This is a genomic window from Caulobacter sp. 10L414 (assembly GCF_056395525.1).
Map to the genome: position 1 here is coordinate 21,443 of NZ_JBFTJR010000023.1, position 22,443 is coordinate 43,885.

The 22,443-nt window shown below is 69.0% G+C and carries 21 protein-coding genes; 7 read left to right on the forward strand and 14 right to left on the reverse strand.

The features are described from left to right. Nucleotides 1-44: 44 nt before the first annotated feature. Both AC1DCG_RS11215 and AC1DCG_RS11220 read right to left on the reverse strand, forming a co-directional pair. Entirely contained in the window at nt 45-1,343 is a 1,299-nt protein-coding gene (locus AC1DCG_RS11215) for a M23 family metallopeptidase (protein ID WP_477036701.1), read from the reverse strand. Nucleotides 1,344-1,540: 197 nt separating this feature from the next. Beyond that, a complete protein-coding gene (locus AC1DCG_RS11220) occupies nt 1,541-1,927 on the reverse strand; it encodes a hypothetical protein (protein ID WP_165255967.1) in 387 nt (128 codons plus the stop codon). 215 nt (nt 1,928-2,142) lie between these two features. Here AC1DCG_RS11220 and parE point away from each other — a divergent pair, with 215 nt between their 5' ends. Next, complete coding sequence (parE, locus tag AC1DCG_RS11225; RefSeq protein WP_477041487.1) at nt 2,143-4,242, forward strand: DNA topoisomerase IV subunit B; 2,100 nt, start codon at nt 2,143-2,145, stop codon at nt 4,240-4,242. A 222-nt stretch (nt 4,243-4,464) separates the two neighbouring features. On the opposite strand, the gene recN is transcribed toward parE, so the two are convergent. The 3 genes from recN to lpxC all read right to left on the reverse strand — a co-directional run bounded on the left by recN (nt 4,465) and on the right by lpxC (nt 8,208). Next, on the reverse strand, nt 4,465-6,162 hold the full coding sequence (gene recN / locus AC1DCG_RS11230) for a DNA repair protein RecN (RefSeq protein WP_477029211.1): 1,698 nt from the start codon (nt 6,160-6,162) through the stop codon (nt 4,465-4,467). Nucleotides 6,163-6,277: 115 nt separating this feature from the next. Further along, nucleotides 6,278-7,207 carry an outer membrane protein assembly factor BamD gene (locus tag AC1DCG_RS11235; protein WP_165255971.1) on the reverse strand — a complete coding sequence of 310 codons (930 nt, stop codon included), beginning with the start codon at nt 7,205-7,207 and terminating at the stop codon, nt 6,278-6,280. 104 nt (nt 7,208-7,311) lie between these two features. Further along, nucleotides 7,312-8,208, reverse strand: a complete 897-nt coding sequence (gene lpxC, locus AC1DCG_RS11240) for a UDP-3-O-acyl-N-acetylglucosamine deacetylase (RefSeq protein WP_165255972.1) — start codon at nt 8,206-8,208, stop codon at nt 7,312-7,314. Between the two features lie 288 nt (nt 8,209-8,496). Between lpxC and AC1DCG_RS11245 the strand changes: the two genes are divergently transcribed. Beyond that, entirely contained in the window at nt 8,497-10,566 is a 2,070-nt protein-coding gene (locus AC1DCG_RS11245; RefSeq protein ID WP_477029212.1) for a prolyl oligopeptidase family serine peptidase, read from the forward strand. Between the two features lie 49 nt (nt 10,567-10,615). Here AC1DCG_RS11245 and AC1DCG_RS11250 read toward each other — a convergent pair whose 3' ends face one another. The 6 genes from AC1DCG_RS11250 to yajC all read right to left on the reverse strand — a co-directional run bounded on the left by AC1DCG_RS11250 (nt 10,616) and on the right by yajC (nt 15,581). Then, complete coding sequence (locus AC1DCG_RS11250; RefSeq protein ID WP_477029131.1) at nt 10,616-11,347, reverse strand: squalene/phytoene synthase family protein; 732 nt, start codon at nt 11,345-11,347, stop codon at nt 10,616-10,618. A 118-nt stretch (nt 11,348-11,465) separates the two neighbouring features. Next, entirely contained in the window at nt 11,466-12,080 is a 615-nt protein-coding gene (locus tag AC1DCG_RS11255; protein ID WP_165255978.1) for a urate hydroxylase PuuD, read from the reverse strand. A 197-nt stretch (nt 12,081-12,277) separates the two neighbouring features. Then, nucleotides 12,278-12,649 carry an Mth938-like domain-containing protein gene (locus tag AC1DCG_RS11260; RefSeq protein WP_477029132.1) on the reverse strand — a complete coding sequence of 124 codons (372 nt, stop codon included), beginning with the start codon at nt 12,647-12,649 and terminating at the stop codon, nt 12,278-12,280. After that, entirely contained in the window at nt 12,646-13,596 is a 951-nt protein-coding gene (secF, locus tag AC1DCG_RS11265) for a protein translocase subunit SecF (RefSeq protein WP_477036703.1), read from the reverse strand. The genes AC1DCG_RS11260 and secF overlap by 4 nt, the downstream gene beginning before the upstream one ends. Nucleotides 13,597-13,608: 12 nt before the next feature. Beyond that, on the reverse strand, nt 13,609-15,201 hold the full coding sequence (gene secD / locus AC1DCG_RS11270) for a protein translocase subunit SecD (protein WP_477029134.1): 1,593 nt from the start codon (nt 15,199-15,201) through the stop codon (nt 13,609-13,611). Between the two features lie 65 nt (nt 15,202-15,266). Next, nucleotides 15,267-15,581 carry a preprotein translocase subunit YajC gene (gene yajC / locus AC1DCG_RS11275; protein ID WP_165255986.1) on the reverse strand — a complete coding sequence of 105 codons (315 nt, stop codon included), beginning with the start codon at nt 15,579-15,581 and terminating at the stop codon, nt 15,267-15,269. Nucleotides 15,582-15,701: 120 nt separating this feature from the next. Here yajC and AC1DCG_RS11280 point away from each other — a divergent pair, with 120 nt between their 5' ends. Both AC1DCG_RS11280 and AC1DCG_RS11285 read left to right on the forward strand, forming a co-directional pair. Further along, entirely contained in the window at nt 15,702-16,541 is an 840-nt protein-coding gene (locus tag AC1DCG_RS11280) for an ATP-binding protein (protein ID WP_477029135.1), read from the forward strand. A gap of 18 nt (nt 16,542-16,559) precedes the next feature. Further along, nucleotides 16,560-16,808, forward strand: a complete 249-nt coding sequence (locus tag AC1DCG_RS11285; protein ID WP_165255990.1) for a hypothetical protein — start codon at nt 16,560-16,562, stop codon at nt 16,806-16,808. Here the strand turns inward: AC1DCG_RS11285 and AC1DCG_RS11290 are convergent. Together AC1DCG_RS11290 and AC1DCG_RS11295 are read right to left on the reverse strand one after the other, a co-directional pair. Then, nucleotides 16,805-17,707 carry a DMT family transporter gene (locus AC1DCG_RS11290; RefSeq protein ID WP_477041488.1) on the reverse strand — a complete coding sequence of 301 codons (903 nt, stop codon included), beginning with the start codon at nt 17,705-17,707 and terminating at the stop codon, nt 16,805-16,807. The two genes, AC1DCG_RS11285 and AC1DCG_RS11290, sit on opposite strands and share 4 nt — an antisense overlap. Before the next feature lie 13 nt (nt 17,708-17,720). Continuing rightward, nucleotides 17,721-19,007, reverse strand: a complete 1,287-nt coding sequence (locus AC1DCG_RS11295; RefSeq protein WP_477029137.1) for an adenosylmethionine--8-amino-7-oxononanoate transaminase — start codon at nt 19,005-19,007, stop codon at nt 17,721-17,723. Nucleotides 19,008-19,086: 79 nt separating this feature from the next. Here AC1DCG_RS11295 and bioF point away from each other — a divergent pair, with 79 nt between their 5' ends. Genes bioF through AC1DCG_RS11310 form a run of 3 tightly spaced genes read left to right on the forward strand, consistent with a single transcriptional unit; the run spans nt 19,087 to nt 21,791 of the window. Then, entirely contained in the window at nt 19,087-20,241 is a 1,155-nt protein-coding gene (bioF, locus tag AC1DCG_RS11300) for an 8-amino-7-oxononanoate synthase (RefSeq protein WP_477029138.1), read from the forward strand. Beyond that, entirely contained in the window at nt 20,238-20,900 is a 663-nt protein-coding gene (gene bioD / locus AC1DCG_RS11305; protein WP_477029139.1) for a dethiobiotin synthase, read from the forward strand. Before bioF ends, bioD begins: the two co-directional genes overlap by 4 nt. 3 nt (nt 20,901-20,903) lie before the next feature. Next, nucleotides 20,904-21,791, forward strand: coding sequence for a Gfo/Idh/MocA family protein (locus tag AC1DCG_RS11310; RefSeq protein ID WP_477029140.1), 888 nt, complete (start codon nt 20,904-20,906; stop codon nt 21,789-21,791). On the opposite strand, the gene AC1DCG_RS11315 is transcribed toward AC1DCG_RS11310, so the two are convergent. After that, complete coding sequence (locus tag AC1DCG_RS11315) at nt 21,781-22,362, reverse strand: NAD(P)H-dependent oxidoreductase (RefSeq protein WP_477029141.1); 582 nt, start codon at nt 22,360-22,362, stop codon at nt 21,781-21,783. The two genes, AC1DCG_RS11310 and AC1DCG_RS11315, sit on opposite strands and share 11 nt — an antisense overlap. Nucleotides 22,363-22,443 lie beyond the last annotated feature (81 nt).

Sequence of the window (22,443 nt, forward strand, 5' to 3'; positions counted from 1 at the left end):
AACCTCATCCTGAGCCTGTCGAAGGACGCGGGAGACCGCGGCGCCTATGGCCAGACGTTGTTGGACGTCACGCTGTCGCCGCCCGTCGGGACCTGGCAGTCGTTGAAGCTGATGGCCACCGACTGGCCCCAGTTGGCGGAATCCGCCTGCACCTGGAAGTGCAGGTGCGGTCCAGAGGTACGCCCCGTATTGCCCGAGGTGGCGATCGGCTGGCCGCGCTGGACGACGTCGCCGACATTCACCAGCACGCCGTTCTGCTGGATGTGGAAGTACCAGCTGGTGAAGCCGCCCGGATGGCGGATGCGCACGGCGTTGCCCCAGTTCTGCAGGCTGCCGCCCGGGAACGGCGTGTTGCTGGGCGTGGTCGGGGCGTTGGGGTTGTAGGTCGTGCTCTGGCTTTCCTGCAGCCACTCGACCGTGCCGCCGCGCACCGCGCGGATCTGGGTTCCGACCGGCATCGAGAAGTCGAAGGCGAAGGCCTGGCTGCCGTTGTGCGACCCGCCGGCGTTGTTGTTGCCCTGGCCGACATTGCGGGTGTCGCCCGCCTTCCAGGGATAGCGGTAGGCGCCGACGGCGTCGGCCTGCTGCTCGATGAACTCCATGCGCAGGCCGCGGCTGAAATAGGCCGCGTCCTCGGTCTTGAAATCGACCGTGCAGCGGCGGTGGCTCCACCACTGGGTTCCCGCGCCGGGACGCCAGACGGCGGCGTAGGCGTCGCCGTCGACCGACAGCGCCGCCAGCCGCAGGCCCTGGTTGAAATAGGTCTGGTCCTGCGCCTCGGCCTGGGCGCCGGTCATGCCCGAGCGCCACCATTGAGCCCCGGACCCCGGCCGCCAGACSGCGGTGTAGCGCCCGCCGTCGACCTCCAGCAGGGTAATGCGCAGGCCGTTGTCGAAGTGCGTCTGGTCCTGGGCCTTCATCTGGTCGACCGTCATGCCGGTGCGCCACCACTGGGCGCCCGCGCCCGGCCGCCAGACCGCGGTGAACCGGCCGCCGTCCAGCTCAAGAGCGGTAAGGCGAAGGCCCTGGTTGAAATAGGTGGTGTCCTGGGCCTTCAGCTCGTCGAGCGTCATGCCCGAACGCCACCACTGGGTTCCCGTCCCCGGCCGCCAGACCGCCGCGAACCGCCCGTCCCTGACCGACAGCGAATGGATGCGCAGGCCGTTGTTGAAGTGGGTTTTGTCCTGGGCCTTGAACTGGTCGAGGCTCATGCCCGAGCGCCACCACTGGGCCCCGCCGCCAGGCCGCCAGGCGGCCGCATAGCCGGTGTCGGCCAGGGCCAGGCCGGGCGCGGACAGCGCCAGCAGGCCGGCGCAGATCGCCGGCGCGAGGATCGCACGCATCACATCCTCCCTTTCGGACGGCCTCGCGGGCGCGTCTGTCGAAATCCGGAAAAACGCTGGAAACATGCGCCGATCGCCGGCCAGCCGCCGAGCGTCGCGCCGGTGGAGCCTAGCCTTGTCGACCTCGCCCCGGAAGGGCGAACGGCCCCGCGCGACGGATACGCCGGCGGGGCCTGTCGGAGGACCGCCTGTCGAGGTCAGGTCGCCCAGGTGATCTTCACGATCGAGGGCCGGTCGCTGTTGTAGGACACCGTGTGCTGCTCGCGACGGCTGGCGGTGATGGCCAGCTTGTAGGTGTCGCCGGTCTGGTCGGTGAAGGCCAGGTTGATGCTGCCCGAGAACATGCCCGACGGGCCCTGGGCGTCGACCTGCACCTGGTAGCTGTAGATGCCGGCGTTGGGCACCAGCTGGATGCCGTAGACCTTGCCTTCGCTGTTGCCGATGATGCACGAGCTGAGGTCGGTGCTGCCGTTGATCGCGACGGACGAGCCGACCGGCAGCAGGCCGTTGGCCGTTCCGCTGGTGTCGCCGCAGTCGGTGGTGGTGAACACGGCCGTCGTCGCCTGCACGGTCGTCGTCGTCATGACGCGTCTCCCTCTTCCGATGGACCGGCCGCCGCTCGGGCCGGTGGAGAGGAGCATCCGCTCAACCCCGAGCGATATCAACGAAAATACACGTGTAGATTGTCACATTCGTGCATACACACTGAAGCTGCAGCCTGATCCACAAGCAGCGCTTTCCTTGGGGGCGAGCTCGGGTCATACGGGGCGAGACACCCGAATCGCCGCAAAATCATCCGATGTCTTCCAAAGACCCCAACTCGCTGTTCTCGCTGTTCGACGACGACGCCCTGGCGCCGCCGAGCGCCCCGCCCCTGCCCGCCCGCGAACCGCATCCCGAGCCCAAGCCGCAGCCGCCGCCTCCCCCGCCGCCCGGCAAGGTCGAGGCCGCGCCCGCCCCGTCGTCGGGCGGCTATGACGCCAGCTCGATCGAGGTTCTGGAAGGTCTGGAGCCCGTGCGCATGCGTCCGGGCATGTACATCGGCGGCACCGACGAGCGGGCCCTGCACCACCTGTTCGCCGAAGTGCTCGACAACTCGATGGACGAAGCCGTCGCCGGCTTCGCCAAGTCGATCGAGGTCAAGCTCGACGCCGACGGCTACCTGTCGGTCAAGGACGACGGCCGCGGCATGCCCGTGGACCCGCACCCCAAGCATCCGGGCAAGAGCGCGCTGGAAGTGATCATGACCGTCCTGCACGCGGGCGGTAAGTTCAGCGGCAAGGCCTACGAGACCTCGGGCGGCCTGCACGGCGTGGGCGCCAGCGTCGTCAACGCCCTGTCGGAACTGGTCGAGGTGACCGTCTGGCGCGACGGCTTCGAGCACCGCCAGAGCTTCGCCCGCGGCAAGCCCCTGGGCCCGGTCGAGAAGATCCAGCCCAGCCGCAAGCGCGGCACCATGGTGCGGTTCAAGCCCGACGACCAGATCTTCGGCGAAGGCTGCGCCTTCAAGCCGGCGCGCCTGTACCGCATGGCCCGCTCGAAGGCCTATCTGTTCCGCGGCGTGCAGATCAAATGGTCCTGCGCCCAGGAGCGCATCCACGACCAGACGCCCGCCGAGGCGGTGTTCCACTTCCCCAACGGCCTGGCCGACTTCCTGGCCGAGCGCACCAAGGGCCTGGAGACCGTCACCCCGACCAGCTTCGCCGGCCGCATCGAGCGCGAGGGCGAGGCCGGCGCGGTCGAATGGGCCGTCACCTGGACCCCGCGGGGCTTCGGCGAGCACGACGGCTTCATGCAGTCGTACTGCAACACCGTGCCGACCCCGGAAGGCGGCACGCACGAAAGCGGCTTCCGCGCCGCCCTGACCCGGGGCCTGAAGGCCTATGCCGACCTCAAGGGCGAGAAGCGCGGCACGATCATCACCGCCGACGACGTGGTGGCCCAGGCCGGCGCGCTGATCTCGGTGTTCATCAAGAACCCCGAGTTCCAGGGCCAGACCAAGGAAAAGCTGTCGACGACCGAGGCCCAGCGCTTCGTCGAGAACGCCCTGCGCGACCCGTTCGACCACTGGCTGACCGGCAGCCCCAAGGCCGCCCAGGCGCTGCTGGAGTTCGTCATCGAGCGCGCCGAAGAGCGCCTCAAGCGCCGCAAGGACAAGGAAGTCAGCCGCGCCAGCGCGACCCGCAAGCTGCGCCTGCCGGGCAAGCTGGCCGACTGCGCCGGCGGCGCGGTCGACGGCGCTGAACTGTTCATCGTCGAAGGCGACTCGGCCGGCGGCTCGGCCAAGCAGGCCCGCAACCGCAAGAACCAGGCGATCCTGCCCCTGCGCGRCAAGATCCTGAACGTGGCCTCGGCCTCGGGCGAGAAGTTCACGGCCAACAAGGAGCTGTCGGACCTGATGCTGGCCCTGGGAGCCCAGGGCGGAAACAAGTACCGTGAAGAGGATCTGCGCTACGAGCGGATCATCATCATGACCGACGCCGACGTCGACGGCGCCCACATCGCCTCGCTGCTGATCACCTTCTTCTACCGCACCATGCCGGACCTGATCCGCGCGGGGCGCCTGTATCTGGCCCTGCCGCCGCTCTATCGCCTGAGCCACGGCGGCAAGACCGAGTACGCGCGCGACGACGCCCACAAGGACGAGCTGCTGGCCACGATGTTCAAGGGCAAGAAGCCCGAGATCGGCCGCTTCAAGGGCCTGGGCGAGATGATGGCCTCGCAGCTGAAGGAAACCACCATGGACCCGGCGGTCCGCACCCTGGCGCGCGTGACCCTGCCGCGCCACGAGGAGAGCGTCGAGGACCTGGTCGAGACCCTGATGGGCCGCAAGCCGGAACTGCGCTTCAAGTTCATCCAGGACAACGCGGCCTTCGCGGCCGACGACCTGGATCTGTGAGTTGCCCCCTCTCCCATAGGGAGAGGGAGGGGCCCATGCGAAGCATGGGAGGGTGAGGGGTTAGGAACCCCTGCCCCTTTCGCACGGGCCGTAGCAGCAGCGTTTCGCAAGACGTTTCCGGAGGGGACCGTCAACGGTGTAACCCCTCACCCTCCCACGCCTATCGGCGCGGGCCCCTCCCTCTCCCTATGGGAGGGGTGAGAAACAGGCGGGAGAAGGAATCTAGCCGATCAACGCCCGCGCGGCCGCGCGCGCGGCCTCGGTGACCTCCGCGCCCGACAGCATGCGCGCGATCTCTTCCTCGCGCTCGGCCGGCGACAGGGGTTCGACCCTTGTGCGGGTCGAGGTGTCGTCGCCGGACTTGGCGATGCGCCAGTGGGCGTCGCCGCGCGCGGCGACCTGGGCCGAGTGGGTCACGACCAGCACCTGGGCGTTGGACGCCAGGCGCTTCAGCCGCAGGCCGACAGCGTCGGCCACGGCCCCGCCGACGCCCTGGTCGACCTCGTCGAAGATCATCAGCGGCTGGGGACCGCCGCCCTTCCCCGCCAGCGCCGCCTTCAGCGCCAGGGCGAAGCGGGCCAGTTCGCCGCCCGAGGCGATGGCCTCCATCGGGCCGAACGGCGCGCCGGGATTGGTCGAGATCTCGAAGGCGATCCGGTCGAGCCCGGACGGGCCGGCCTTGTCTTCGCCCAACGGTTCCAGCGCGACGCGGAAGCGGGCCTTTTCCAGCTTCAACGGGCCAAGCTCGGCCTCGACGGCCTTGGCCAGGCGGTCGCCGGCGGCGCGGCGCTCGGCCGACAGGGCCTGGGCGGCATAGAGATAGGCCTCGCGGGCCTCGGCGGCGTCGGCCTCCGCGGCAACCAGGGCCTCGGCCGAGGTCTCGACGGCCTGCAGGCGCGCGGCGAAGTCGGCGCGGACGGCCGGCAGGTCCTCGACCAGCACGTTCAGCTTGCGGGCCATGCCGCGCAGGGCGAACAGGCGCTCCTCGGCCTTCTCCAGGCGATCGGGCTCGAACTCGAAGCTTTCGGCGGCCATGTCGATGGCGGCGCTGGCCTCCTGGGCCTCGACGAGGGCGCGATCGACGGCCTCGCAGGCGGCGGCCAGGCGGGTCATGGCCGGTCCGTCGGCGGGCGCGCCGGCGTTGGCGGCGCGGTCGCGGGCCCGTTCCAGCGCGCGGAAGGCCTGGGCCAGCTTGCCCGACAGGTTGTCGCCGCCCAGGGCGTCCTGGGCCGAGGCGATGTCGGCCAGGGCCTTCTCGGCCGAGCCGAGCAGCGCCCGTTCCTCGGCCAGGGCCGCCTCCTCGCCCTCGCGCGGGTCGAGCCGGTCGAGCTCGGACAGACGCAGGGTCAGTTCCTCGGTCTCGGCGGCGGCGCGATCGGACAGCGCCTTCAACTCGGCCGCCTTCTCGCGGGCGGCGCGCCAGCCGCTCCAGCCTTGAGCGACGGCCCCGACGCTGACCTGGCCGTAGGCGTCCAGCAGCGTGCGGTGGGTGCGCGGATCAAGCAGGCCGACCGTCTCATGCTGGCCATGCACCTCGAGCAGCAGGCCGCCGAGGTCCTTGAGCACGCCGACGCTGGTGGCCTGGTCGTTGACGAAGGCCCGGCTGCGGCCGTCGGGCGACAGCTGGCGACGCAGGACGAGGTCCTCGTCACGCGCGTAGTCCAGGCCCTTGTCGTCGAGATAGGCGAAGGCCGGATGGTCGGGCGCCAGGGCGAAGATGGCCGTGGCGCTGGCGTGGCCGGCCACCCCGCGACGCACCAGGCCCGCATCGGCGCGGGCGCCGGTGGCCAGGCCCAAGGCGTCGAGAATGATCGACTTGCCCGCCCCGGTCTCGCCGGTGAGCGCGGTCAGGCCCGGCCCGATGGCCAGGTCGAGGCTCTCGATGAGCACCACGTCGCGGATGGAGAGACCGATCAGCATGGCCGGAAGGATCACCGGGAATCGGGCTTTTTCAAAGGGGAAGCCGCAGCCGATTGAGAACAAAAGAAAAACGGGCCGTTTTGCAACGGCCCGTCTTTGCTTGGATCTCCGGGACCTACATCCCCAGGACGCCCATCAGGCCGCCCTTTTTCTTCTTCTCGCCGGGAGGCGCCAGCGCGCCGCCCTTGTCCTTGTTGAAGGTGCGATCGAGCAGGTTGCGCTTGTTGCCCGCCTTCAGCGGCTCGACGGCCGGCTTCAGGCCCGCGTCGTTCAGCAGCTTGTAGGCGTCGGCGTACCAGCGATCGCCCGGGAAGTTGTAGCCCAGCACCGCGCCGTTGCGCTTGGCTTCCTCGGTCAGGCCCAGCGTCAGATAGGCCTCGACCAGGCGATACAGCGCCTCGGGCGTGTGCGAAGTGGTCTGGTGACGGTCGACGACGGTCTTGAAGCGGCCGATGGCCGACAGGGTCTTGCCGTCGCGCAGGTACCAGCGACCGATGGCCAGCTCCTTGCCGGCCAGCTGGTCGTTGACCATGTCGATCTTCAGGCGGGCGTCCTGGGCGTACTCGCTGTTGGGATAGCGCTGGACGACGTCGCGCAGCGCGGCGAGCGCCTGCTCGGTGGCGGCCTGGTCGCGGTACACGTCGACGATCTGCTCGAAATAGCAGATGGCCTTGAGATAGTAGGCGTACGAGGCCGACGGGTTGCCCGGATAGAGCGAGATGAACCGGTCGGCGTCTCCGATGGCGTCGGCGTACTGGTTGCCCTGGTAGTGGGCGTAGCCGGTCATCAGGATCGAGCGGCGCGACCATTCCGAATACGGGTGCTGGCGCTCGACTTCACGGAAGTAGTCGACGGCCTCGTTCCAGTTGCCGCGGTCCAGGCGATTGGCGCCGGTGGAATACAGCAGCTCGACCGGACGCTCTTCATAGACAAGCGTCGGCTTCTTGGGCTTGCCCGCGCAGGCGGTCACCGACAGAGCGGCGAGCACGGCCACGATGGAAACGGCCGAACGTCCCGAGATTTTGCGAAGCACGGACTCTCTCACCCTCGAAGCAACCTTGCGCGCCCCCGCGCCGAACCAAGGCTTCTACACCACGTCGATGCGGGCGCAAACGAAAGCCGAGCGGCGGGAGCGATCCCCCGTTTTGATCAGACCGCTTCGGCCAGCTCCGGCGCATAGGCGCGCCAGCGCCAAGCGCGCGGTTGCTCCATCAATGCACGAACAGCGGCGTTATTGAGGCCGTGTCCGGCGAGAATTCCTTCGAACCTGCCAAGGATCGGAGCGCCAACGACATAAAGGTCGCCGACGGCGTCCAGGGCCTTGTGGCGCACGAACTCGTCCGAGCGGCGCAGCCCCTCGGGATTGAGCACGCGGTCGCCGTCGATGACCACGGCGTTCTCCATCGAGCCGCCGCGGGCCAGGCCGATATCGCGCAGGGCCTCGACCTCGCGCAGGAAGCCGAAGGTGCGGCAGTTCGACAGCTCCTTGCGGAAGCTGGCCTCGTCGATGACCAGGTCGACTCGCTGGCGGCCGATGGCCTTGCTGGCGAAGGCGATCTCGAAGGCCACCTCGAAGGATTCGGCCGGGGTCAGGGTCGCGCGCTTGTCGCCCTCGATCACCTCGATCGGCGACAGGATCTCGATGTAGCGGCGCGCGGCTTCCTGGCGACGGCGGCCGGCGCGGTCGAGGATCTGCACGAAGGGCTCGGACGAGCCGTCCATGATCGGCACTTCGGGACCGTCGAGCTCGACGACGCAATTGTCGACCGACAGGGCGGCCAGGGCCGCCATCAGGTGCTCGATGGTCGAGACGCGCACGTCGGCGGCGTTGGCGATGACGGTGCCCAGCTGGGTCTGCACCACGGCGTCGCCGCGAACCGGCACGCGGTTGTCGCGGTCATGGACGTCGGTGCGCACGAAGACGATCCCGCTGTCGGGAGCGGCGGGGCGCACGGCGACGCGCACGTGCGCGCCCGTGTGCAGGCCGATCCCTGCGAAGATCACCGGTCCAGCGACCGTGTGCTGATGATAAGGCGAAACCGACACGAGAAACCTTTGTAAACTTGGGAGCGGCTCTGCGGCCGCCTATTCGTCCCCATTTACCGTCTACGAGCTTCGCCGCGACGCAGCAACGCAAGTCCTGTTTCGGATTGTTACCTTCATAAGTCGTTGTCGGATATGGCATTTTCGTCACGCGAAAGGCCAATTTCCGCCACCTTCGCTAACGGCGCCGCAGCATGGAGCAAAGCTTGCCCTTCGGGCTGGCCTACCCGGCAAGGCCCCGCTAGGCTCGCGCCGCTTTTTGGCAACCTTGCCGCCTGGACCACGACTTCCATGACCAAGACCTTGCGCCTCGCCGCCTCCGCCCTCGCCCTGTCGCTGGCCGCCTTCGCGGTCGTTCCGGCGACCGCCCACGCACAGGGGCGCGGCTTCACCGCCAAGGACATGGTCACGCTGGACCGCGTCAGCGAGCCGAAGGTGTCGCCGGACGGCCGCCAGGTGATCTACCTGGTGCGGACGATGGATCTTCCGGCCAACAAGGCCTCGTTCTCGCTGTGGGTCGCCGACCTCAAGGCCAAGATCGCCCCGCGCCGCCTGGCGGTGTCGGACGGCGGCGTCTCCAGCGCCCGCTGGTCGGCCGACGGCAAGAGCATCTACTTCCTGTCGGGCCGCGCCGGCTCCGACCAGGTGTTCCGCACGGATGCTTCGGGCGAGACCGCCGTCCAGGTGACCAAGGCTCCGTTCGACGTCGGCGCCTTCAAGGTGTCGGCCGACGGCAAGACGGTGGTGATCAGCCAGGCCGTCTTCCCCGACTGCCCCACCCTCGCCTGCACCCAGGAGCGCCTGGACCAGAAGAAGGCCCAGAAGACGACCGGCGTCGTCTACGACAAGCTGTTCATCCGCCACTGGGACACCTGGAACGACGGCACGAAGAATCACCTCTACGCCTACGGACTGGATGCTTCCGGCGTCGCGACGGGCGAGCCCGTGGCCCTGATGGCCGGCTTCGACGGCGACTCGCCGACCAAGCCGTTCGGCGGCGACGAGGACTTCACCATCAGCCCCGACGGCAAGACCGTGGTGTTCTCGGCCAAGATCGCCGGCCGCGACGAGCCCTGGCAGACCAACTACGACCTGTGGTCGGTTCCGGTCGACGGTTCGGCCAAGCCGGCCAACCTGACCGAGGAGAACAAGGCCTGGGACGCCCAGCCGACCTTCTCGCCGGACGGCAAGACCCAGGCGTGGCTGGCCATGAAGCGCCCGGGCTTCGAGGCCGACCGCTTCGGCGTCATGGTGCGCGAGAACGGCAAGGTGCGTGAAGTCGCCCCGACCTGGGACCACTCGGCCCAGTCGATCACCTTCAGCGCCGACGGCAAGACGATCTACACGACCGCCGAGGATGTGGGTCAGACCAAGCTGTTCGCCATCGACGTCAAGACCGGCAAGGTCGCCGCCCTGACCGGCGAAGGCCACGTGGGCGCGTTCAGCGCCGCCGGCGGCTCGACCGTGATCGCCCAGGACAACCTGAAGACCCCGGCCCAGCTCTACGCCCTGGCCCCGAAGGGCGCGCCGATCCAACTGACCGGCCTGAACGCCGACAAGCTGCAGGGCGTGGCCATGGGCGAGGCCGAGCAGTTCAGCTTCAAGGGCTGGAACGACGAGACCGTGCACGGCTATCTCGTCAAGCCGGCCAACTTCGATCCCGCCAAGAAGTATCCGGTGGCCTTCCTGATCCACGGCGGCCCGCAGGGCTCGTTCGGCAACCTCTTCCACTACCGCTGGAACGCCCAGACCTACGCCGGCGCCGGCTACGCCGTGGTGATGATCGATTTCCACGGTTCGACCGGCTACGGCCAGGCGTTCACCGACGCCATCAGCCAGCACTGGGGCGACCGTCCGCTGGAAGACCTGCAGAAGGGCTGGGCGTTCGCGACCCAGAAGTACGGCTTCCTCGACCAGGACCGCGCCTGCGCCCTGGGCGGCTCGTACGGCGGCTTCATGATCAACTGGATCGCCAGCCAGTGGAAGGAGCCGTGGAAGTGCCTGGTGAACCACGACGGCATCTTCGACAGCCGTTTCATGGGCTACTCGACCGAGGAGCTGTGGTTCAGCGAGTGGGAGAACGGCGGAACGCCCTGGCAGCCGAACACCACCTATTCGAAGTTCAACCCCGCCGACCACGTGGGCGAATGGAGCGTGCCGACCCTGGTGGTGCAGGGCCAGAACGACTTCCGCGTGCCGCTCGAGGAAGGCATCGCCACCTTCACCGCCCTGCAGCGCAAGGGCGTGCCGAGCAAGTTCCTGTACTTCCCCAACGAGAACCACTGGGTGCTGAAGGCCCAGAACTCGGTCCAGTGGCACGACGAGGTGCTGGGCTGGCTGAACCAGTGGACGGCGAAATAGGCCTTCCAGGCCGGCTTCCTCCCTCGCCTAGCGGAGGAGGAACGCCAGATCAGATACGGCCCGTCGCGACCGACCAGGTCAGGCGGGCCTTTTTTTCGAGCTCGCCCATCTGGCGGCCCTTGGCCTGGCGCGCCGCCAGGGCGGCGGGGGCCACGGCCGGGAAGGCCGCGATCGGCAGGGCCTTGAGCTCCGAGCCGGCGATCTTGCGCTGCTGGGCGACGCGGGCCTCGACGTCGGCGGCGGTCCAGGCGAGCGGCAGGCGCGAGCGGCCGGCCAGCTTCAGCCGCCAGAGGCCCGCCAGACCATAGGCGCGCGCGGCGGCGCGGACGGCGGCGGGATCGGCCGAGGCGTCCAGGCGGCGCGCCGTCAGCCCCGCCAGGGCGCCGGCGGTGGCGTCCAGATAGGCCAGCACCGCGGCCTCGTCGGCGAACGGCGCCTCCTCCAGGTCGGCCAGGCGGGCCTCGGCCATCGCCGCCAGGGCCGCGGGATCGACGCCGCAGGCGGCCAGGGCCTCGACGGCCGGGTGCTTGCGCGGCGCCTTGCCGGCGGCCAGCTCCTCCATCGCCTCGCGCCACCAGGTCAGGCGGATCTCGCCCATCAGCGCGCTGGTCACCCCGCCGGCCACCCGGGCCAGCTCGTAATTGAAGGCGACGAGCGCCACCACATCGGTCCGCGCGGCGATGTCGGAGACGAAGCGGCTGGCCAGCCAGCGATCGTTGTCCATACGGCGGACCAGATCGTCGAGGCCGGAATCGTAGGGGTTTTCGGGGGCGGCGGACATGGCGCGGCTTATGCCCCCGCCTCGCCCGAAGAGAAAGGCCCGCCGTGCCGGCGGACCAGCGGCCCAAAGAAAAAGGCCCGCCGGATGGGCGGGCCTTCGTCGCGATCCGGCGGGCGGATCAGTTGAACAGCGTCTGGTACATCGTCATCGTCACCAGCATCGGAATGCTGAGCAGCATGTTGATGCGCGAGAACAGCATGGCGGTCGTGGCCGCCTTGGCCTTGGTCGCGTCGTCGGCCGGCACCAGCCCCAGAGCCCGCTTCTGGTTCGGCCAGATCAGGCCCCAGACGTTGAAGAACATCACGGTGGCCAGCCACATGCCCATGCCGATGAAGGTGAAGCCCATGTCGACGCCGCGCTGATAGCCCTGCCAGGCGCCGAGCGTGATGGCCTCCATCAGGTAGCCGCGGCTGAAGGCCACGATCATGCCCATGATCCAGGTCGCCAGGGCCGACCAGCGGAACCAGAACAGCGCCTCGGGGGCGATGTACTTGCTGACCGCCGGCTTCAGCTCGGCCGGAATCGTCGGCATCACCCGCATCTGCACGAAGTTGAAGTAGTAGAGCAGCCCGATCCACAGGATGCCGAACAGTACGTGCAGCCAGCGGAACACCGCCTGCCAATAGGCGCCGTGGAAGCCGTTGGGGCTGTGCCCGAAGCCGAACACCATCACCAGGGCCAGCACGAAGCTGACGATGATGGTGCTGCGGAAGTTGGTGAGAATCCCAGTCAATTCAGCCCCCTGAGCCGTGTCTTGCCGCGCAGGATAGTGAGAGTCGGCCAAATGATCCTCCCCCTGAAGGGGGAGGTGTCGGCGAAGCCGACGGAGGGGGATGTATCTGATGAGGTCGAAGCGGCCGTCGAGGGTAGCAAACTCTGCCCCCTCCGGCCCTTCGGGCCACCTCCCCCTTCAGGGGGAGGATCGCCAAGTCAGACCGCGATCAGCGCCGCGGCCAGGCGCCGGCCTTCGCTGGCCAGCACGTTGTAGGTGCGGGCGGCGGCCTCGGTGCTCATGAACTCCAGACCAAGGCCCGCGGCCTTCAGCGCGTCGCGCACGGGGCGCGGCGGCAGGGCGTTGGCAAGGCCCATGCCCAGCAGCACGAACTCGACCGCGCCGCCGGCGGCGAAGACCGGGGCGAAGGCCTCGGGCGTCAGCTGCGCCAGGCCGGCGACGGCCCAGTCCTGCGGCTGGTCGTCGATGACCAGCAGCGAACCGGGCCGCCAGACGCCGGAGACCCGGAAGCCGCCGCCGCCCCAGGCGTCGATCGACGGGGGCTGGCGGGGGTTAAGCCCCTGGCTCACGGCTGGCTGGCCGCGCCGAGCTTGACCGGCTTGGCTTCCTCGTCGCCGCGCTTGACGCCCCAGACCAGGATCAGGGGCAGAGCGATGTAGATCGACGAGTAGGTGCCGATGGCGATGCCGAACACCATGGTGAAGACCAGCGGGAACAGCACCGGACCGCCGAAGATCATCGTGCCGCCCAGCGCCAGCAGCGCGGTCGAGCCGGTGATGATCGTCCGCGACAGACGCTCGTTCTCCGACAGGTCGATGATGTCGCGCAGCGGCGTGGTCTTGTACTTGCGAAGGTTTTCCTTGAGGCGGTCGAAGGTGATGACCTTTTCGTTCATCGAGTAGCCGATGACCGTCAGCAGGGCCGCGACCGAGGTCATCGAGAACTCGATCTGCATCACCGACAGGATGCCCAGGGTCAGGATGATGTCGTGGAACACGGCCACGACGGCGCCGACGGCGAACTGCCACTGGAAGCGGAACCAGATGTAGCCGAGCATCAGCAGCAGGGCGATGCCCAGCGCCTTGAAGCCGCCCATCAAGAGCTCGCCCGAGACCTTGGCGCCGATGACGGTCGGCGCCGGCATGGTCATGCCGGGGAACTTGGCGATGATCTCGCTCTTGATCCGGTTGGCCTCGACGTTGGCGTTGACGCCTTCGGTCGGCAGGAAGCGGATCATGGCCGAGTTAGGCGAGCCGAAGCCCTGCACCTGCACGTCATGCGCGCCGGTGGCCTTGGCCACCTTGCGCAGGTCGTCCAGGTCGATAGCCGTGGGCATGCGGGCCTCCAGGGCGACGCCGCCCTTGAAGTCGATGCCCAGGTTCAGGCCCTGGGTGAAGAACGAAGCGCCCGAACCGATGATCAGGATGAGCGAGAAGACCGCCGCGACGGGAGCCCAGCGCACGAAGCGGTAGTGGGTCGAGCGCGGGATCAGGCGAATGAGGGGCCAAGCAGCCATGAGCTTTGATCCTTACGCGATCGGCAGCTTCTTCGGCTTGGCGGTCTTGAACCACCAGCCGATGAGCACTTGAGTGATGATGATGGCGGTGAACAGCGAGGTGAACACGCCGATCGCCAGGGTCCAGGCGAAGCCCTTCACGGGGCCCGAGCCGAAGCTGAACATGATGCCGGCCGAGATCAGGCTGGTGATGTTGGCGTCGAGGATCGACACCAGGGCCAGCTTGTAGCCGGTATCGGCCGCCGACATGGGCGACCTGCCGGCCGCCGCTTCGTCGCGCATCCGCTCGTAGATCAGCACGTTGGCGTCGACGGCGACGGCCAGGGTGAGGATCAGGCCGGCGATGCCGGGGAAGGTCAGGGTCGCCTGGCTGAACGACATGATGCCGACGATCAGCAGCACGTTGGCCACCAGGGCCATGGCCGCGAACACGCCGAACAGGCCGTAGGCCAGGATGATGAAGACGAACATCGCCGCCGCGCCGATGGCCAGCGAGATGGCGCCGGCCTTGACCGCGTCCGCGCCCAGTTCGGCGCCGACGGTGCGTTGCTCTTCGATGTTCAGCTGGGCCGGCAGCGCGCCCGAACGCAGCAGCAGCGACAGTTCGCTGGCGCTTTCGACGGTGAAGTTGCCGGTGATCTGGCCCGAACCGCCGAGGATCGGCGTCTGGATGGTCGGGGCCGAGATGACCTTGTTGTCGAGGACGATGGCGAAGCGCTTGCCGATGTTGCGAGCCGTGGCGTCGCCGAACTTCTTGGCGCCCGAACCGTTGAAGCGGAACGAGACGACCGGACGGCCRCTCTGGCCGTCGAAGGCCTGCTGGGCGTCGACCAGTTCCTCGCCCGAGACGACGGCGCGCTTCTTGAGGGCGTAGAACGGCTGATAGGAATCGCCGGGCACCAGCACCGTGCCGGGCGGCATGCGGCCCGAAGCCATCTCTTCCTGGGTGACCGTCTCGTCGACCATCTGGAAGGTCAGCTTGGCGGTCTTGCCGATGACGGCCTTCAGGCGTTCGGGATCGCTTTCGCCGGCGGCCTGGATGACGATGCGGTCCGCGCCCTGGCGGGTGATCGTCGGTTCCTTGGTGCCCAGGCTGTCGATACGGCGACGGATGGTCTCGATCGACTGGTCGACGGCCTTGGAGGCGTCGGCGCGGGCGGCTTCGGCCGACAGGGTCAGCTCGATGCGCTGGTCGGCACGTGTGGCGACGTTGACGTCGGTGCCCACGCCGGTGGCCAGCGGGTTGCCCAGCTTGCGCAGTTCGGCGACGGCGGCGTTGACCTTGGCGGCGTCATCGATGCGCATGCCGACCACGCCGTTGGTCTGGGCCAGGCCGTTGAAGTCGATTCCCGCGGTGCGCAGGGTGTTGCGCGCGTCTTCGACCAGGTTGTCGAGGCGCTCCTTGCGCAGTTGGGCGGTGTCGACCTCGTAAAGGAGGTACGACCCGCCCTGGAGGTCGAGGCCCAGGTTCAGCTTCTGCTTGGGAACCCATCCCGGCAGGGCGTCTAGCGTCTTCTGCGGCAGAAGATTCGGCAGGGTGAAGACGATGCCGAAGATCACCGACAGGGTGACGAGGACAATCTTCCAGCGGGATAGGCTCAGCATGGACTACGAGGCTCTCGACGACGCCAGGGGCGCCAGGGCGGGCTTGATACGAACTAGACTTAAGCTCAGTTCTTGGGGTCGTTGGCCGGGGCCGGTTCGCCCTTGGCCGAGACTTCGGTGATCATGGCCTTGCGGACCTTCACCGTGACGCCCTGAGCGATCTCGACGCCGACTTCCTTGTCTTCCACGCGCACGACCTTGCCGATCACGCCGCTGGACAGGACGACATTGTCGCCGCGCTTGATGTTGTTCAGGGTCGCGAGGTGTTCCTTTTGGCGCTTCTGCTGAGGACGGATCAGCATGAAGTAGAACAGCACGACCATGAGGATGATCGGCGCGATGCCGATGAGCTGCTGCTCCAGGCCACCAGAGGGGTTCATAACGTCTCCACGAATTTCTGCGGGCGGAGCGCCTGAAATAGGGTCCCCGCCAAGTCGGCGGAAGCTATGCGTTCACCTCCTCTTTTGCAATGAGGGCGCGAGAGCGTTAGGAGCGTGGCCATGACCGAAGCCGCCCTGCCCCTGCTCGCCCGCATCGCCGACGCCCTGGATCGCCTGGCGCCGCCCGCTCCCGTCGCGCCCAGCTTCGAGAACGCGCGCCTCTTCCGGCACGAGCCGGTCTCGGGCGCCTTCCTGCCCGCGCCCGACTACGCGATGGACATCGAACTGCTGGTCGGCATCGAGCGCCAGAAGGACCGCTTCCTGCAGAACCTGCGCCGGTTCGCCACCGGCCTGCCCTGCAACCACGTGCTGCTGTGGGGCGTGCGCGGCACCGGCAAGAGCTCGCTGACCAAGTCGGCCTTCATGGCCCTGGCGGCCGAGTATCCTGATCTGAAGCTGGTCGAGGTCGACCGCGACGAGGTCGCCGCCCTGCCCCCGCTGTTCGACGCCCTGCGGGTGCGCGCCGAGCGCTTCGTGGTGCTGTGCGACGACCTTTCGTTCGAAGACGGCGCGGCGGCGGCCAAGGCCCTGAAGTCGGCGCTGGAAGGCGGCGTGGCCGGCCCGCCGGAGAACGTGCTGTTCGTGGCCACCTCCAACCGTCGCCACCTGATGCCGCGCGACCATGCCGAGAGCCAGGGCGCCATCGCCTCGGCCGAGAACGCCGAGGAGGAGATGAGCGTCTCCGACCGCTTCGGCCTGTGGATCGGCTTCCCGCCCATGGATCAGCCGACCTACCTGGCGGCGATCAACACCTATGCCGAGCGCTTCGGGCTGCAGGTCGAGAACCTGGAGCGCCGCGCCCTGCAATGGTCGCAGCTGCGCGGCGCCCGCTCGGGCCGCGTGGCGTGGCAATTTGTCCGCGACCTCGCCGGCGAACTGGGCGTACGCTTGCCCGGATAACACTATCCGGGGGGAAACGTGGCCGACGGCAAGCCGTGGTTCAGGGTCAAGCGTCATGGCTATGGCGCGGGGCCGCCCTGCAGTTGGGAAGGCTGGGCCGTCGTCGCCCTCTATATCGGCCTGCTGCTGTCCTCGGCCGTCCTCTACGGCAAGGCCCACCCGCGCCTGGTCGGCGTGTTCGTCGTGATCATGACCCTGGTCGTGATGCTGGTCGCCCGCTGGAAGAGCGACGCGCCCTGGCAGTGGCGTGACGGCGAGGAAGACTAGGCCGGATCGCCCGTCGTCGCCGGAGGCGTCTTCTTCTCGGTCAGGGCCACCAGGGCGACGCCGACCATGGTCGCGCCGCCGCCGATCACCAGCTGCAACGACAGGGCGTCGCCCATGAACAGCACCCCGATCGTGCAAGAGACCAGCGGCGTCAGCAGGAAATAGGGCGTCACGCGAYCCGGCTCGCGCCGCTGCACCAGCCAGAACAGCAGGGCGCTGGCCCCGATCGTCGAGACGACGCCGGCGAACACGACGCAGGCCCAGGCCAGGGGCGGCGCGGTAGAGACCTTGGCCACGACGTCGTCCTCGAAGGCGAAGGACATGGCGATCAGCACCGGCGCGGCGACGAAGGCGGTCAGGCCCTGCACCTTCAGCGGCTTGACGCCCGGGGTCTTGCGCACCAGCACCGTGGCCACCGCCCAGATCGCCGCGGCCACCACGCCCAGCACGATGGCCGGCAGCTCGGCCGCGCCGTGCGGATCAAGGCTCATCCACGCCACGCCGGCGAAGGCGACGGCCAGGCCGATGACCGCGGGAACCCGCATCGTCTCGCCCAGCATCCGCCAGGCGAACAGGGCCGTGAACGGGATCCACAGCTGGGTGGCCACCACCAGCGGGCTCAGCGACCTGGCCATGCCGAAGGCGATGTAGATCAAGGCGAAGTGGATCGGCCYCGACAGCAGCACGATGACCAGCAGCCGCTTCCAGTCAGGGAACGGCGGCCGCACGAACGGGAACAGGAAGGCCAGGGCCAAGGCGAAGCGCAGGCCGCCCACCATCATCGGCGGCAGGGCGGCGGTGGCGAACTTGGCCGCGGCGTTGTTCAGCCCCCAGGTCAGGATGATCGCCAGGATGGCGAGACGCTCGATCGTCGTCAGGGGGCCGGTGGACGCGGACATGGGCCCGCTTGGATCAGACCACGCCGCTTCCTTCAACCCCGCCGGCTCCAATGACCTCGCGAATGGCCGACAGAAGGATGTCGAGGTCCGCGTCGGGCGTCGTGAAGGCCGGCGTCAGGTAGACCACCTTGCCCATCGGACGGATCCACGCGCCCCTGGCCGCGAAGGCCTGGCACAGCGCGCCGACAGCCACCGGCGAAGCGAATTCCACGACGCCGATGGCGCCCAGCACCCGCACGTCGACGACGCCGGGCGCCGATCGGCACGGCTCCAACCCCTTCTTCAAGGCCGCCGAGACCCGGGCCACGTCGGCCTTCCAGGTTCCGGCCTCGAACAGATCCAGCGACGCGTTGGCGGCGGCGCAGGCCAGGGCGTTGCCCATATAGGTGGGCCCGTGCATCAGGGCCGCGCCGGCGTCGTCGGACCAGAAGGCTTCGAACACCTTCCTGGAGGCCACGGCGGCCGACAGCGGCAGCGTGCCCCCGGTCAGGGCCTTCGACAGGGTGACGATGTCGGGCTCGATCCCGGCGGCCTGCATGGCGAAAAGCTCGCCGGTGCGGCCAAAGCCGGTGAAGATCTCGTCGAAGATCAGCAGAACGCCGTGCTTGTCGGCCAGTCGCCGCAGACGGCGCAGAACCTCCGGATCGTGGAACAGCATGCCGCCCGCGCCCTGCACCAGGGGCTCGGTCAGCATGGCGGCGATCTCCCCGCCACGTTCGGCGAGCAAAGCGTCGAGCGCGGCCTCGGAGGCGTCGTCCAGCGGCAGGTCGGCGATCACCTGGGCGGGCATCACGCCCGAAAACAGGCTGTGCATCCCCTCCTCCGGGTCGCACACCGTCATCGTCGCCAGGGTGTCGCCGTGATAGCCGCCGCGGAACGACAGGAACCGCGTACGGCCCGCCTCCCCGCGATTGATGTGGAACTGCAGCGCCATCTTCATGGCGATCTCGACCGAGACCGAGCCGGACTCGGCGAAGAACACATGGTCCAGTTCGCCCGGCAGGATCGCCGCCAGCCGCGCGGCCAGCCGATAGGCCGGCTCATGCGCCAGCCCGCCGAACATCACATGCGGCATAGCTTCCAACTGCGCGCGCACCGCGGCGGCGATGTGGGGGTGGTTGTAGCCGTGCACCGCCGTCCACCAGCTGGCGATGCCGTCGACCAGTTCGCGACCGTCCTCCAGCACGATCCGCGAGCCGTGGGTGCGCACGACCGGAAGCGGCGCCGGGGCCGTCTTCATCTGGCAGTAGGGCCGCCACACGTGCTTGGCGCCCTGGGCGAGCCAGTCGGGAGTGGTCATGGCGATCCTTTCGTTGCGCCGGAGGGGCGCCCCGCCTAGACGGGCTCGGCCCCGAGGGCAAACGGGAATATGAATCGGAATGCACAGTCTGGACGCCTTCGCGAGCGGCAAGCTCGCGGCCCTGGAGGCCATGAGCCTGCGTCGCCGCCTGAAGCCCACACGCCGCCTGCCCGGCGCGGTTGTCGAGCGCGACGGCAAGCGCCTGCTGTCCTTCTCCTGCAACGACTATCTGGGCCTGTCGCAGCACCCGGCCGTCATCGCCGCCGCCCAGGAGGCCGTCGCGGCCTATGGCGCCGGCTCGGGCGCCTCGCGCCTGGTCACCGGCGACAGCCCGCTGATCTCGGAGCTCGAGGCGCGGCTGGCCCGCCTGAAGGGGACCGAGGCCTGCGTGGTGTTCGGTTCCGGATACCTGGCCAACACCGGCGTGATCCCCACCTTCGCCGGCAAACAGGACGTGGTGTTCGTCGACGAGCTGGCCCACGCTTGCATCTGGGCCGGCGCCCAACTCTCCGGCGCCAAGGTCGTCAGCTTCCCCCACAACGACAGCGACGCCCTGGCCGAGCTGCTGGCGCAGCATCGCGCGAGCTTCCGCCACGCCATCGTCGCCACCGACGGGGTGTTCTCGATGGACGGCGATGTCGCGCCGCTGGACTGGCTGTCGGCGGTCTGCGAGGCTAACGACGCCTGGCTGCTGGTCGATGACGCGCACGGCGTGGGCGTGCTGGGCGAAGGCAAGGGAACCGCCGCCCTGTTCCCCGAAGCGGTGATCCCGCTGCAGATGGGCACGCTGTCCAAGGCGCTGGGCTCGTACGGCGGCTATCTGTGCGCCTCGCAGGCCGTGGTCGACTTCCTGAAGACCCGGGCGCGCACCGTCGTCTACACCACCGGCCTCCCCCCGGCCTCGGCGGCGGCGGCCATCGCCGCGCTCGACCTGATCGAGGCCGACCCCGCCTTCGCCGCGCAACCGCTGCGCAAGGCGCGCCTGTTCACCCAGGCCGCGGGCCTGCCGCGCGCCGAGAGCCCGATCGTGCCGGTGGTGATCGGCGAGGCCGACGCAGCCCTGGCCGCCTCGACCGCCCTGGAGGCCGAGGGCTTCCTGGTGGTGGCCATCCGACCGCCGACCGTTCCGGCCGGCACCGCCCGCCTGCGCCTGGCCTTCAGCGCCGAGCACCCGGACGAGGAGATCCTGCGCCTCGCCGCCCTCGTCCGCCCGTACGTGGAAGCCAAGGCGTGAGCGCCCTGTTCGTCGCCGGAACCGGCACCGACATCGGCAAGACCCACGTCGCCTGCGCCCTGATCCGGGCCCTCAAGCACAAGGGCGTCGCCGTCGACGCCTTCAAGCCGGTGGTCAGCGGCTTCGACCCGGCAGATCCGGCCGCCAGCGACCCGGCCCGGCTCGCGCAGGCCCTGGGCGACCCGGCCGCCCTGCCCCGCATCTCGCCGCGCCGCTATCTCGCGCCGCTGGCCCCCAACCTCGCCGCGCGCCTTGAGGGCGACATCCTGCGGCTCGAAGACCTGGTCGCCGACTGCCGCGCGGCTCTCGCCGGCGGTCATGACCTGATGCTGGTGGAAGGCGCCGGCGGGGTCATGTCGCCGCTGACCGACGACGCGACCAATCTCGACCTGATCGCCGCGCTCGACCTGCCGGTGCTGCTGATCGCCGGCTCGTACCTCGGCACCATCAGCCACGTGCTGACCGCGCTGGTCGCCTTGCGAGCCCGGGGCGCGCGCGTGGCCGCCATCGTCATGAGCGAAAGCCTGGACGCGCCCGACCTCGTCCAGACCGCCCAGGCCCTGGCCGCCTTCGAGCGCGAGACGCCGATCTTTCTTGCGCCGCGCGACGAAGCCTGGGACGCAGGCGAACTGGCCGACCATCTGGCGAAGGGGCTCTGACGCATGCGCGTGGCGATGATCGGCCTGGGCGACATCGCCCGCAAAGCCTACCTGCCGGTGCTGGGAACCCGCGCCGACGTGCAGCTGGCCTTCGTCACCCGCAGCACCGCCACGCTCGACGAACTGGGCGCGGCCTGGCGCGTGGACCGCCTGCACACCGATCTCGACGAAGCGCTGGCCCAGGGCCTCGACGCGGCCTTCGTGCACGCCGCCACCGAGGTCCACCCGACGATTGTCCGCCGGCTGATCGAAGCCGGCGTACCCACGCTGGTCGACAAGCCGATCGCGGACAGGCTGGCGGCCGCCGCGCCGCTGGTCGACCTGGCCGAAACGCGCGGCGTGTCGCTGGCTGTCGGCTTCAACCGCCGTCACGCGCCGGCCCAGGTCGAGGCGGCGGCGCTGAAGGCGCCCTTCGTGCTGATGCAGAAGAACCGCACGGGCCATGCCGACGGCGTGCGCCGCACGGTCTTCGACGACTTCATCCACGTGATCGACAGCCTGCGCTTCCTGGCGCCCGGCGCGACCGAGGCCAGGATCAGCGGCCGCCGTGACGGCGACCTGCTGGAGCACGTGATGCTGCACCTGACCGGCCCTGGCCTCGACGCCGTCGGGATCATGAACCGCACCAGCGGCGCCAACGAGGAGGTGCTGGAGGTGATGGGCGGCGGGATCAAGCGCCGGGTGGTCAACCTGTCCGACGTCACCGATTTCGCCGGCGGCGAGCATCTGGTCCGTCGCGGCGACTGGACCAGCGTCGGCCGCCAGCGCGGCTTCGAGGCAATGATCGACGCCTTCCTTTCGGCCGTGCGCGTGGACCGGCGGCTGTCAGCCCTCGACGCCCTGGAGACCCATCGCCTGTGCGAACAGGTGGTGGCTGAGCTCACGCCCTGAGCGCCATCGCCGTCTCGGCCCGCGCGCGCGGCGTCGCCGCGATCCAGGCCGACAGGCGCCCCGCGTAGCGCATGGCCAGGTCGGCGATCTCGCCATCCGACAGCCTGTTGGCGCGATAGGCCAGGAACGGCTCGGTCCACGGCAGACCGCAGCGATTGGCCGTGGCGCGCAAAGGCTTCAGGAGGTCATCCAGCGGATAGAGGTTCATGCCACCTGGCCCATAGGCCTCCGGCGTGTTCCCGGCGGTAGCGGCCACCAGCAGCGGCGCGCCCTCCAGCCTGCGCCCCTCGGCGTCGTAGGCCAGGTAGAACATCCGCGTCAGGATCAGGTCCTGCCAGGCCTTGAGCAGGGCCGGCGTGGCGTACCACTGGACGGGAAACTGCAGCACGACGCGGTCGGCGCTCAGCAGGCGGGCGACCTCGCGGTCGGCGTCGATGCGGCCGTCGGGATAGAGGCCGTAGAGGTCGGCGATCTCGACGTCCGGCAGGCGCGCGGCGGCGCCCAGCATGGCGGCGTTGGCGCGCGAGCGAGCCAGATCAGGGTGAAAGGCGAGGATCAGGGTCTTGGTCATCGGAAGGCTCCTTGGCCGGTTGGCGAGGAGCAGGATCGGTCGACGGCCAAAATCATTCCAACGGATAGACCATATGATATA